The 12,397-nt window shown below is 40.6% G+C and carries 9 protein-coding genes; 4 read left to right on the forward strand and 5 right to left on the reverse strand.

Features of this window, described 5'->3' with window-relative positions:
• Positions 1-33: 33 nt before the first annotated feature.
• The 3 genes from ACPUEN_RS16695 to ACPUEN_RS16705 all read right to left on the reverse strand — a co-directional run bounded on the left by ACPUEN_RS16695 (position 34) and on the right by ACPUEN_RS16705 (position 3,647).
• On the reverse strand, positions 34-1,038 hold the full coding sequence (locus ACPUEN_RS16695) for a 4-hydroxyproline epimerase (protein WP_425637043.1): 1,005 nt from the start codon (positions 1,036-1,038) through the stop codon (positions 34-36).
• A 140-nt stretch (positions 1,039-1,178) separates the two neighbouring features.
• Positions 1,179-2,651 carry an aldehyde dehydrogenase (NADP(+)) gene (locus ACPUEN_RS16700; protein ID WP_425640206.1) on the reverse strand — a complete coding sequence of 491 codons (1,473 nt, stop codon included), beginning with the start codon at positions 2,649-2,651 and terminating at the stop codon, positions 1,179-1,181.
• Between the two features lie 105 nt (positions 2,652-2,756).
• Positions 2,757-3,647: a dihydrodipicolinate synthase family protein gene (locus tag ACPUEN_RS16705; protein ID WP_425637044.1), complete on the reverse strand. Its 891-nt coding sequence runs from the start codon at positions 3,645-3,647 to the stop codon at positions 2,757-2,759.
• A gap of 130 nt (positions 3,648-3,777) precedes the next feature.
• Between ACPUEN_RS16705 and ACPUEN_RS16710 the strand changes: the two genes are divergently transcribed.
• The 3 genes from ACPUEN_RS16710 to ACPUEN_RS16720 all read left to right on the forward strand — a co-directional run bounded on the left by ACPUEN_RS16710 (position 3,778) and on the right by ACPUEN_RS16720 (position 5,609).
• Positions 3,778-4,644, forward strand: coding sequence for an AraC family transcriptional regulator (locus ACPUEN_RS16710; RefSeq protein WP_425637045.1), 867 nt, complete (start codon positions 3,778-3,780; stop codon positions 4,642-4,644).
• Positions 4,645-4,852: 208 nt separating this feature from the next.
• Positions 4,853-5,386, forward strand: coding sequence for a hypothetical protein (locus ACPUEN_RS16715; RefSeq protein WP_425637047.1), 534 nt, complete (start codon positions 4,853-4,855; stop codon positions 5,384-5,386).
• A gap of 13 nt (positions 5,387-5,399) precedes the next feature.
• Positions 5,400-5,609: a hypothetical protein gene (locus ACPUEN_RS16720; protein WP_425637048.1), complete on the forward strand. Its 210-nt coding sequence runs from the start codon at positions 5,400-5,402 to the stop codon at positions 5,607-5,609.
• Positions 5,610-5,651: 42 nt separating this feature from the next.
• Here the strand turns inward: ACPUEN_RS16720 and ACPUEN_RS16725 are convergent, their stop codons facing one another.
• Positions 5,652-9,296: a M1 family aminopeptidase gene (locus tag ACPUEN_RS16725; protein ID WP_425637050.1), complete on the reverse strand. Its 3,645-nt coding sequence runs from the start codon at positions 9,294-9,296 to the stop codon at positions 5,652-5,654.
• Between the two features lie 9 nt (positions 9,297-9,305).
• Positions 9,306-10,193: an ABC transporter ATP-binding protein gene (locus ACPUEN_RS16730; RefSeq protein WP_425637051.1), complete on the reverse strand. Its 888-nt coding sequence runs from the start codon at positions 10,191-10,193 to the stop codon at positions 9,306-9,308.
• A gap of 519 nt (positions 10,194-10,712) precedes the next feature.
• On the opposite strand from ACPUEN_RS16730, the gene ACPUEN_RS16735 reads away from it, so the two are divergent.
• Positions 10,713-12,395: a DUF885 family protein gene (locus ACPUEN_RS16735; protein WP_425637052.1), complete on the forward strand. Its 1,683-nt coding sequence runs from the start codon at positions 10,713-10,715 to the stop codon at positions 12,393-12,395.
• The last annotated feature ends 2 nt before the right edge of the window (positions 12,396-12,397 follow it).

The following is a 12,397-nucleotide window of genomic DNA, read 5'->3' on the forward strand; positions in this document are numbered from 1 at the left end:
GTCTTGATACTTATGTCTTGTGTCTAGCGTCTATTAAATCACTTGAAATCCATGCACATATGGGTCGTCATCGTCGAGCATGATGGTATTATATCCATAAACTTTTGCCCAGCCCTCTATACTTGGGATGATCGCTGGCTTACCAGCTATTTCAGTTTCTTCTTCGATTCTCCCGATAAACTTGGAGCCGATGAAGCTTTCGTGTATGAAGTCTTCTCCAGGTTTCAAAAGCCCTTTGGCATACCATTGTGCTAAGCGAGCAGAAGTTCCCGTACCACATGGAGAGCGGTCAATTGCCTTATCACCATAGAACACCGCATTCCTAGCTGTGCTCGTAGGTTCTAGAGTTTTCCCTGTCCAAAGCACATGAGATAGACCTTTGATCGCTGGATGCTCTGGATGGACAAACTCGTATTTCTCATTCATTTTTTTGCGAAGGGAACGAGCCATGGAAATTAGTTGCTCAGCTTTGAAATGCTCCAAGCCAGGGAAATTTTCCTGAGGATCTATGATGCAATAGAAATTGCCGCCATAGGAAACATCCACAGTCAATTTCCCTAGCTCATCCGAGTCTATCTCCAATCCTTCAGCTGCTAGAAAGCTTTTGACATTAGTCAGTTTGACTGATTTCACCTTTTGGCCTTCTTGTTTGTATTCAACGAGTACCAATCCAGCAGGAGTCTCTAATCTAAGCTTGCCGGGAGTTTTAGGATAAATCAAACCTTCCTCAATCGCAATGGTCACTGTTCCAATCGTACCATGACCACACATTGCAAGGCAGCCGCTGGTTTCGATAAAGAGAACTGCTACGTCATTCTCAGGATTGTGTGGAGGAAATAACATGGAGCCCGACATCATGTCGTGACCTCTAGGCTCGAACATCAATCCAGTTCTAATCCAGTCTAAATTGTCTAGAAAATATTGACGTTTTTCCAGCATATTTTCCCCTTTCAAAAAAGGAACTCCGCCAGAAACTACCCGCACCGGATTACCACAAGTGTGTGCATCGATGCAGGAGAATGTGTGTCTTGTTGACATTTAGAAATTCAAAATTGAAATATTTGAAGATTGGATAATTGAGCTACTGTTTTAAGTTGGAAGGTCGTTTACATGAGACGATATACATCGTAAAATGAGGGTTGAAGCTCCTCAAAATCTCGTAAATCGCATTTCGTATATCAGATTTTATCTGCCGTAAACTTCCCATTTACTTGCCTTGTAATTCCCAAAGGATTGTCATTTTTCAATGCATCCGGAAGTAGATCAGCTGGCATATCCTGGAAGGCGATTGGTCTAGCGAATCGTTTAATTGCATGCGCCCCAACTGAGGTGGTATTTGCACTTGTAGTCGATGGGAAAGGTCCGCCATGTTGCATAGCATAACCAACTTCTACTCCTGTAGGAACACCGGTGAATAGCAGTCGACCACATTTTTCTTCCAATAAATTGATCAGTTCTGTATTGGCTTTTAGTTCAGACGAATCTGCCCAAAGCGTAATCGTAAGCTGTCCATGAAGTTTTTTGGCTACCTCTAGTAGTTGCGCTTCATTTTCATAAACTACCATTAAAGCAAAAGAACCAAATACCTCTTGCTGGAAAAGATCATCTGCAATCCAATCTGCAGCCTTGATTTCAGCCAAAGCTGGGCTCACATTGATCAAATGTTGGGCGTCTGGTACTTTTACCCAGTTTAGTTCTGAACGCATTTTAAGATTGTCAAGCGCGGAATAATAAGAACTCGCAATCCCTTCATGAAGCATCGGAGATCCAGCCGCTCCTTTCAAAGCTTCGGAAACAGCATTTTCAAATTTACTGGCCAATTCCTTTGGCACGAAGATTAACCCAGGATTGGTGCAAAATTGTCCTGCTCCTAAGGTCAGCGAGCTTATATAACTTTGTGCCATAGGGACGAGCTCATTGGATAAGCGCTGAGGAAAGGTGAAAACAGGATTTACAGAGCCCATTTCAGCATATACCGGAATTGGTTCGTCACGATCAGACGCGATGTTAAAAAGAGATTTTCCTGCTCCGTAAGATCCTGTAAATGCAACTGCTTTCGCCAGAGGATGCTTGACAAGATCTTGGCCCATTTTTACTCCACCTTCAACATGCGTAAATACGCCTTCAGGCAAACCAGATTTTGAGACAGCTTGAGAAATACAATCACCGACAAATTTTGACGTGTCAGGATGTGCCGGATGACCTTTGTAGATCACTGGACATCCTGCTGCTAAAGCTGAAATGGTATCACCTCCGGCAGTGGAAAAAGCTAATGGAAAATTACTCGCACCAAATACCACAACTGGTCCGATTGGGATCAGCATTCTTCGGATATCTGCCTTTGGTAAAGGAGTTCTTGATGGATCTGCAGGGTCTATGGTAGCCTCTACCCAAGAGCCCTCTCTGAGCTGATTGGCAAAAAGCTTAATTTGACCTGTTGTACGACCTAGTTCTCCATTGATTCTGCCTTCTGGAAGATTTGATTCTTTTACTGCCATCATTACAATGGCACTTCTGTTCTCTTCAAGAATCTCTGCGATTTTTTCCAGAAAGTCTGCCTTCCTGTTTCCTGAGAGATTTTTGTAAGATAAAAAGGCCTCTTGTGCGGCTGAGAAAATAAGATCGAGGTTCATAGGTTTGTTAAGTTTGATTGTTAAAAGATTAAAATAAGATAGACAGGTTGAGTTATAAAAATGACCAAAGAATCAAATGATTGTAAGATGGCATTTAGAACTCAACTCTCTAAACACTATAATCTACAATTTAGGTCTTTTAGCCAAGCCATCGGTAATGATTTTCTCAACTCTTGCTCTTTCTTCTCCGATCAAAGTCAATCTTGGTGCTCGCACGTGCTCAGAGCCTATGCCACAATGTTGCTCTGCAAGCTTGATGTATTGTACCAGTTTAGGGTGAATGTCTAGTTCCAAAAGCGGTAAGAACCAACGGTAAATATCTCTTGCTTCTTCATTTTTACCCTCGTTGATTAGGTTAAAAATGGTAACCGTTTCCTTGGGAAATGCACAAACCAACCCAGCAACCCAGCCATCTGCTCCCATTACCAACTCCTCCATCGCTAGGGTATCTACTCCGCAAAGCAATTTGAAACGATCGCCAAAGTGGTTACGCATACGAGTCACATTAGAAATGTCACGGGTTGATTCTTTGATTGCCTCTATATTCTTACAGTCTGCCAGTTCCGCAAACATATCAATGGTTACCAGTGTTTTATAATCAACAGGATTGTTATAAATCATTATCGGAAGGTCGGTAGAATCCGCTACGGTTTTGAAGTACGTAACTACTTCACGGGCATCAGCAGCATATCTCATCGGAGGCAGTATCATCAAACCGGCTGCTCCAAGTTCTTTCGCTTTTGCCGCCCAGAAAAGCGCCTCTTGAGTTGCTCCTTCTGCGATATTTAAAATCACCGGAACTTTGCCGTCAAGATAATTGACTGTTTCGCGGGTTAGGGTGATTTTTTCTTCCTGAGTCAGTACAGAACTTTCGCCAAGTGTTCCACCGAGAATAATACCGTGAACTCCGGATTCTAGTTGGAAATCAATGTTTTTGAAAAATAGATCCATGTCCAAACTTCCGTCAGCATGAAATTTAGTCGTTACAGCGGGGAATACACCTTTCCAGTTCATAGCTTTTTTCTTTCAAAATTAGAGCATGAATAAAAACTATGAAAGTGGTTTTTTAGTAAATAATGATTCTATTTTGATCAAATTTCAAATAATTCTGAGTTAATTTACTAATTCAAGCCTATTATGACAGATGAGTAAAGTAATTTCCTTTCAGATTCCTAAGTCTGAAAATTCATTTATTCAATACCAGGAAGATCGTGGAAGTCACTTTTACGATAGCCTGCACCAGCATCCCCAAGCTCAATTGACACTAATTGTAGAAGGTCGAGGTCAGCTTTTGGTTGGAGATTATGTTGGAAGATTTCAGCCAGGTGATGTGTATTTGCTGGCAGAAAGTATCCCACATGTTTTTCGGAGTGACTCGGATTATTATGAGGATAATGGTAATCTCAAAATCAGAGGGAACACGTTGTTTTTTGATTTTAAAGCGATGAGTAAGGCTTTCTCGGAGGTAGATGACTTTCATGACCTAGTGCATCTCAATGAAAAAATAGCTGGATGTTTTAAAATTACTGGGGAAACGAAGGATGAGATATCGAAGCTTCTAGCTCGATTTGGAGAGTTTTCGGGATTGACGAGACTAGGTCATTGTATTCATATACTATCATTATTGGACTTTACCTCCAAGGACATGATGCCCTTGAATCAGATCCCAATATTGAAAACAATGACTGAGCGAGATGGTCGTAGAATGGATCAGGTGATGCGTTTCATTCTTGACAATAGTAAAAGACAGATAAGTTTGGAAGAAGTGGCCGAGCAGGCATATATGAGTAAGGAGGCATTTTGTAGGTTTTTCAAACTTAGGACCAGAAGAACTTTTACTCAATATGTTCAACAGCTCAGAGTTACTGAAGCCAAGAAATTACTATTAGAAACCGACTTGAGTATTTCTCAAGTTTCCTATCAAGTGGGTTTTCAGACTTTATCTCATTTCAATAAGACTTTCAAAAATCTCACCGAAATGACTCCTAAAGATTGGAGAAAACTAGAATAAAAAGAGTTCTTCAAAAGGCTCTATTGAGAAGAATTTTCCCCATAACAGGGTAGTCTGAAGGTTTTTTTGTTGGCCATATTCTTTTATGATTGGTTTGTTAAAACCTGTTAAAGAGCCTTTTGAAGGCTTTTGGAGTGTTTTTTAATAGGTTTATTTTTTAGTGGCATTTGGTTTGGAAAAACGAAAGAAAAACAAACCAACACCAGCAATGAAAAAATTAGCATTATCGTTGACACTTATGATGGCAATTGTTGCCAGTTACGCACAAACTACCAGGGAAATCGAAGATATTAATGAAGATAACTCCTGGTTAAAACTAGGGCTTAATCTAGGAGTTCCTGTAGCTGATCTGGGTGATTATTCCTCTTTTGCATTAGGACTTGATGTAGCCGCTCAATTTATGAGAACTGATAATTATGGACTAGGAGTAGTTTCCGGCTACACTAAATATTTCGCAAAATCAGACGTGGCGGGGGCTCAAGACTTCGGAGCGATTCCTTTGGGATTGATGTTTAGATATTATCCGCAACCTTCAGGATTCTTTGTAGGAACTGATTTGGGCTACACCTTTTTGACGGGCGATATTGCCAGTGATGGAGGATTTTATATTCGTCCGCAAGTGGGTTACCACAATTACGATTGGAATTTTTTCGCTTTTTATAATCAAGTCTTCACTTCAGCACCTTCAGTTGATATTCAGACTATTGGAGTAGCTGCGACTTATAATATTAGATTCAAATAAAAATAAAATGACTATGAAAAATCAACTTAAAAAGTATTCGCAATCAGTGTTTTTATTTCTAATGACTATGTTTTTTACCGTTTCAGCTTTTGCTCAGGATGGCGGACTTAACATTGACGTCAATATCGGTAAAAAGGAATGGTACCAACAGCCTTGGGCTTGGGTAGTAGGAGGAGCTATTTTCATTTTGATTTTGGTAGCATTACTCAGAAAAAAGAAATAAGTAAAAGGGTCGTTTCAATTTCGAAACGACCCTTTTCTTTTGTTATTCGACTTCTACATTGATGGTGTTATCATCAGGGATTCTATCTATCAACTTATTATATGGATCGATTCCAGCTTTTGCCGGCTCACCTTTCACTCTAATGGTAAGCGTAGTTTCTCCAGGCTTGAGTTTATATTTTTGGACGAAAAGAGGATTTACCCGATCTTTTCCATCCTCATCTGTATCATCAGCTGCAAAGATTCCTACATCAATGTAATCCCCTTCGTACTCAGCATCAGACTCTTGTCCACCTGAATCAGCATAAAGCTTTTGGGATTTTAATTTCAGCGTCACATCATATTCTCCTTCAGCAATTTTTGTGGCAGTTACTTCCTCTGCTTTGTTGTCATAGAGCGTGATTTTATTCCAAGTATCGTCTAAATAGTACATCAAACTATCAGGAGTTTTTGCCGCCAAATGTCTATAAAGATCTGAACTGCCAGGGAAAGGTGGAGCTTGCCGCTGACCAAACTCCTTATTGAAGTTGTACAATGCTGAGTCAATTGCTTCTTCTCCGATCAAATCCCGAAGACCGTACAGAATCAAACTTCCTTTATTGTACCACTGATAGGCGCGGTTGCAGTTGATAAAGACATTTTCCTTTTTGCTTTCATTTGATCTTCCTCTCAGATAGTCGTCCAGCTCATCCTTTAGGAATCGCTTCATATTTTCCTTTCCGTATTTACGCTCAGAAAGAATAAGAGCTGAAAATTCAGCTAATGCCTCTGAGGTTAGGTTTGCTCCTCGTGTATAATTAGGAGTTATCTGATGTCCCCACCATTGATGCGCCAGTTCGTGGGCAGTTACGTAATAGACATAATCAAAACTATTTGGATCAGAGAAATCTGCCACCCACCCAAAGCTTTCTGCAAATGGAACTGTATTTGGGAACGATTGAGCAAAACCGGCATAACGAGGGAATTCCAAAATTCGCATTTGTCTGAACTGGAAGTCACCATAAGTATCCGAGAAATAGGCCAGACCATCTTTGTAAGAACTCACAAAGCGATCAAGGTTATATTCATGACCTTTTTGATAATAAATTTCAATGTCAACTTCTTTTCCAGAGGATAAAGTTGCCTTATCACGTAGCACTTCATACTCAGCAGATAATACCGAGAAAAAAGACTGAATCGGGGTATCTTGAATGTAATGGAAGTAACGGCGATCGCCTTCTATCCATTCTTTTTGTAAGTAACCAGGCGCAATTGCAATTTGGCTTGGTATTGTACTTACAGTTGCCTCAAATTGAATCAAATCAGCCTCATCTGAGAATAAAAGGGTATTCCTACCAAAAGGATCATCATGTGGAGGTAGATCTTCAGGCTTTTCAGGTAGGTCATGTTCTCTTCTTTTCTCATCACTATTAAGTTCACCATCGGCCGAATATCCGATTTCAGGCATTCCTCCTGCGATAAAGCTACCGTTGTAAACCAATTCGCGCCCAAACCCTGAATTAGGGAATCCGTCGTTTATGACTTTACTTTTTATTACCAGGTCAAGTGTATCTCCTGGCATCATTGTGCTAGGCAAAGCCGTGATTTTATACCATTCTCGGTTTGGCTTTTTACCAAAAATCTGAAATTTAGCCGGTTCATAGACTAAAGGAAAGCGATAAGGCAAACTTTCTCCTTGATACAGAATCTCAAAATCCGTCAAGCCAGTACTATTGAAATGAACCGAGTCAATTGGTTCATTGGTCTTATTGACCATTTGCACTGCAGCCTCGAAATACGCATCACGTTCCATAGGATAGAGATCAGCTTTGAGGTTGACTTTGGTTATCTTAGGCTGGGGCATAAACTCATATTGCTTCAACTGCTTTTCATAAGCCACTTGTCGCAATTCGCCCTCATCACTTGTTTGGTAGCTATTTTTGTAAACTAGAGAATTGAAAATATAAGCTCCAGAAGCGATTCCGATGATCAGGAATAGGTATGCCGCAATGGAGGTTTTCTGAGTCAAACGACTCTTAGCAGTTTTCAAGGTATTTTTGAATGAAATCTCTGTTCCTCTACTATAGAAAATGCTGAAGAAAAGAATCAAGAACATGCCAATAGCAGTCCAATAGAGATTAAACCAAAATAGTGGCTCGCCGAAATGCCCAAGTCCATTCATATCACTCCATCTATAGCCTGGCTTATAAGAGAAAAAGAATAGGTTGAAATCATACCCTGCGAAGTCACGGAACACAATCATCACCAACCAGATCCCGATAGCTGCTGCATGACCGGCAAATTTATTGTTGACCACCAAGTGCACTGCAAACACGAGCATCACCATTTGTAGGTAATCTGGTAGGGAGATCAAGTAGCTATCAACGAGGTAAACTCCCAAATCATAATTAAAATATCCCTTCAGGGTCTGTACAGCCAATCCAACTATGATTGGAATTGTTGCCAGCAGTAAGCAGATAATTGCCATTCCCGCAAACTTTGACGCGATCACTGTACCGTCTTTTACTGGGAAGGTGTCATTAATAACAGAATATCCAGAGGACTTATCCCGATGCAAGCTTTCTCCGGTGAAAAAGACAATGATGATGAAGACAAAGAGGTTGTAATCAAAGGTTTTATACTCCATCAAGAAGGAAGTGGATGGGAAATTAGGGACACTATATAGTGTATTTCCTATCCAAAAATCCAGAACCAAAAATACCAAACCACCGAGTAAAATCGATTTGAAGTAAATGTCTTTGAAGATATTTTGAAACTCAATTTTTGAAAGTGTTTTAAAACTGGTCCATTGGTAGTTTCCTGCAAAGTTTGCTTTCGCCAGCACTTGTTGGAGTATAGGTGTTTTTGCTTCTTCTTTTTCTGCTTTTGACTTTTTCTGTACTGTTTGGAAGAAGTAGGTGAAACTAAATCTTGCATAAGCAGCTATGAAAAAGAAGATTCCTACGCTAATCCAAAGTAATCGGTTAATCAACAGATTGCCTACTACTGGCAGAATGAAGTTGTTTTGCTCAAATGGAGTTAGGTAACGCGTTTGGAAGTCGAATGTGTTGATCCCAAAAGGATCCATAATCTCCACCAGATTTTTATTTTCGATATCCTGAGCTAGGAAATTTGCCAGCAAGTAAATGATAAATACCACTATTCCACCGGAATAAATGGATTTGATATTTCTGGTAAAAACGATGAGCGCAAAGAACAAAGAACCAGCTAACCATAAGTTTGGAAGGGAAAGTGTAATCCAAGGATGTAGGTAATTGATGAGCAAATTTGGGCCATAGCGAAGCTCATCTGTGCCGAATAAAGGACCTAAAAGCGTACCTAAATAAAACCCGACAAGGCTACCTAATGAAATAAATATCAAAGTCACAAAAGAGCCCCAGAATCTCCCCATGAAATAGGCAAATTTGGAGATAGGGTAACTAAAGAGGAACGTGCCAGTTTTATGCTCCAGGTCACGATAGATGGGTACTCCCATCACAGCAGAGGCAATCAATATCCCGAAAATCGAAATCAATAACTGAAGATTTGCAATCACAATTGGCGCATTATGATATACTTTCTCAGAAGCGGGAGTATTCCCAAATCCCACCAAAAGTAATGGGACCACTAGTAGCATCAAGAAATAGATATAGGTCGCTGGGCGACTGAATCTGTATTTCAGTTCAAAAATGAAAATATCCAAAAACATAGCTAGAGATTATATCGTGATTGGATCCACCTTTTTTGAAATATGACTGAAGTAAACATCTTCCAAATCAGCTGGAACGGCTTCGAATCCATTTCCAGGATTTTCATCACTTTCAATACGTAAGCTCAATTTTCCTTCAAGAAGTTTGGTAGAGATCACGGAATAGTTCTCACGATATTCTCCCAGATCAGATTTCTCTATGGATTTCTTATAGATTTTTCCATTTACAGCTGCAATTCCCTCAGCAGGTTTTCCTTGCATCAGTACCTCTCCCTGACAGATGATGGCCATATTTGAGCAGAGCGTATTCACATCTTCAACAATGTGGGTTGACAAAATCACCACTGTGTTTTCACCGATTTCCGAAAGTAGGTTATAGAAACGATTTCGCTCAGAAGGGTCTAGTCCCGCAGTAGGCTCATCGACGATAATGAGGGAAGGACTGCCAACCAGGGCTTGAGCGATTCCAAATCGCTGACGCATACCACCAGAATAGGTTCCAAGCCCTTTTTTCCGATGGGTAAAAAGATTTACCTTTTGAAGTAAGCTTTCCACAAGTGCTTTTCTCTCCGATTTTTTTCCAATACCCTTCATTTGAGCGATGTGATCAAGCATTACTTCCGCGCTGATTCTAGGGTAAAGCCCAAAATCCTGTGGCAAATAACCTAATCGCTCGCGGACGGCTTGTTTTTCTTCTAATACATTAATGTTGTCGAGCATAACGCTACCAGAATCTGGATCCTGAAGTGTTGCTATGGTACGCATCAGGGTAGATTTTCCTGCTCCATTCGGACCAAGTAGTCCAAACATCCCTTGTGGGATGGTCAAAGAAATGTTGTTCAAAGCCTTAACTCCATTCGGATAAGTCTTTGAAAGATTAATGATGGTTAATTCCATAGTAAATGGGGTTTATGGGGTTGCTTATTCTAGGGCTGAAAAGTGGCCTCAATCAGAAAGAGCAATGGTTAAAAATTAATTAAGTAAATCACCTGTCTTAGACTTTCAAGAATATGCTGTTTGGATCAATTTATGAAAAGTCTAAACTCTTGATCTGCTTCAATATAAGTAATTGACTACAAATAATTTGTGGGTTTAAGTTAAAAATCAATTTTACCGCTGATCAAAGAGTTCCTTGTTGTGGGCTTTAATGGAGATGTGATTTTGAGGATTTAGGATCAAAAGATTTAATTTAAGGATTCACATTTCCTTTGAGTTATGAAATCGAGCCTGCCTGAAGTAGACAGGCATGACCCAAGCCGTACAAGTGGGTTGAAAGTTAACTATGCCAAATCCCATGTGACCTTTGAAAAGCAAATTATATGCAGCCGAAATCGAGCATGTCGAAAATGACACACCGAGGAATGATTATCTACGGTGCGAGATTCCATGTGACCATTAATAAACAATTATAAATACATGAAAAAAATTTATCTACTCCTGATTTTCTGCTTACTAGCAACTTTAGGCTTTTCAACCGAATTAGCCCAAACGATTCAGACCTATCAAGCCGATTATGGGGCATTGCGGAGGCTATATTCTAACTCACTGTCTGATGAATACTTCTCAAGAATACAGGAATTCAATCAAGAGTATTTGACAAATTTGGGTAAGGTGAATTACAATTCTCTTTCTGAAGATGGCAAAATAGATTTTGTGCTTTTCAGGAATTATTTGGAAAAGGAACTGGCAGAACTAGCCATAGAAAAAGGTTCTTTTGATGAAATAGCTGGGGTTTTGGCATTTTCCAAGCCACTTGAAGAATTCTATCAAGGAAGAAGGAGAGCGGAAAAGCCTGAGCCTCAAAAACTGGCTGCTTCTTGGAATGAAGTGTCAAAACAGGTAGATGACCAACTTAAGAATCTTGCTTCAACTCCCAAATACAACAGCTGGCAGAAAGCAGATCTAGCGGCTAGTGCTATAGAAGCGATGAATAGAGCGACTGGGGAAGCGTATAATTATTACTTCGACTATGACCCAATGTTCACCTGGTGGATGCCGGAGCCTTGGAAGAAGCTTGATGCGAGTATGAAAGCCTATGCAAAAGGCTTGCGTGAGCATTATACTAATTCGGTGAAAGATGATGGAAGTGGAATTATCGGGAGACCAATTGGTAGGGATGCTTTGGAAAAGCAGTTGGCATTCGAGATGATCGCTTATAGCCCCGAGGAGTTGATCGCCGAGGCTGAGAAGCAATTTGCTTGGTGTGAGAAAGAAATGCTGAAAGCATCCAATGAACTGGGTTTTGGTGATGACTGGAAGGCAGCGCTGGAAATGGTGAAAGAAGCGTATTTCCCGGCTGGAGAATGGCCGGCAGAAGTGATTCGCTTAGCTGAGGAAGCTACTGAATATGTTGAATCGAATGACTTGGTGACTGTACCTCCTTTGGCAAAGGAGACTTGGAGAACAGTGATGATCTCTGCTGAGCGTCAGCGGATAAGCCCATTCTTTTTGGGAGGAGAATCCATTCAGATTGCCTATCCAACTTCGGAAATGAGTCATGCCGATAAAATGATGAGTATGCGTGGAAATAACCCGCATTTTTCCAGAGCCACCGTGCAGCATGAGCTGATTCCGGGACATCATTTGCAGCAATTTATGAATCAGCGGAATATGACGCATAGAAGGATGTTTGGAACGCCGTTTTGGACGGAAGGCTGGGCGCTGTATTGGGAATTTGTGCTTTGGGATAAGGATTTTCCTCGCGATGCGAAAGATAAAGTAGGAATGCTTTTCTGGAGAATGCATCGTTGTGCACGAATTATTTTCTCCCTGAATTACCACCTGGAAAAGATGAGTCCACAAGAATGCATTGATCTTTTGGTAGACAAAGTAGGTCATGAGCGTGCCAATGCAGAGGCTGAAGTGAGAAGATCATTTGAAGGAAACTATGGTCCTTTATACCAAATAGCCTATATGATTGGTGCGTTGGAATTTTATGCGATGCGGGGAGAAATGGTAGATTCAGGCAAGATGACAGAGATGGAATTCCACGATTTGATCCTGAGCCAAAATGCGATGCCTGTAGAAATACTTAGAGCAAAAGTCACTGGAAATCCTCTGAAAAAAGAACATAAGGCGAGCTGGAGGTTTTTGGATTGAGC

It is taken from the genome of Algoriphagus yeomjeoni (assembly GCF_049821175.1).
Lineage (GTDB): Bacteria > Bacteroidota > Bacteroidia > Cytophagales > Cyclobacteriaceae > Algoriphagus > Algoriphagus yeomjeoni_A.

Bases quoted from the DNA above. Each gene is read 5' to 3' on its own strand.
- ACPUEN_RS16695 (WP_425637043.1), bottom strand. From the start codon at position 1,038: ATGTCAACAAGACACACATTCTCCTGCATCGATGCACACACTTGTGGT.
- ACPUEN_RS16705 (WP_425637044.1), bottom strand. From the start codon at position 3,647: ATGAACTGGAAAGGTGTATTCCCCGCTGTAACGACTAAATTTCATGCT.
- ACPUEN_RS16710 (WP_425637045.1), top strand. From the start codon at position 3,778: ATGAGTAAAGTAATTTCCTTTCAGATTCCTAAGTCTGAAAATTCATTT.
- ACPUEN_RS16715 (WP_425637047.1), top strand. From the start codon at position 4,853: ATGAAAAAATTAGCATTATCGTTGACACTTATGATGGCAATTGTTGCC.
- ACPUEN_RS16720 (WP_425637048.1), top strand. From the start codon at position 5,400: ATGAAAAATCAACTTAAAAAGTATTCGCAATCAGTGTTTTTATTTCTA.
- ACPUEN_RS16725 (WP_425637050.1), bottom strand. From the start codon at position 9,296: ATGTTTTTGGATATTTTCATTTTTGAACTGAAATACAGATTCAGTCGC.
- ACPUEN_RS16730 (WP_425637051.1), bottom strand. From the start codon at position 10,193: ATGGAATTAACCATCATTAATCTTTCAAAGACTTATCCGAATGGAGTT.
- ACPUEN_RS16735 (WP_425637052.1), top strand. From the start codon at position 10,713: ATGAAAAAAATTTATCTACTCCTGATTTTCTGCTTACTAGCAACTTTA.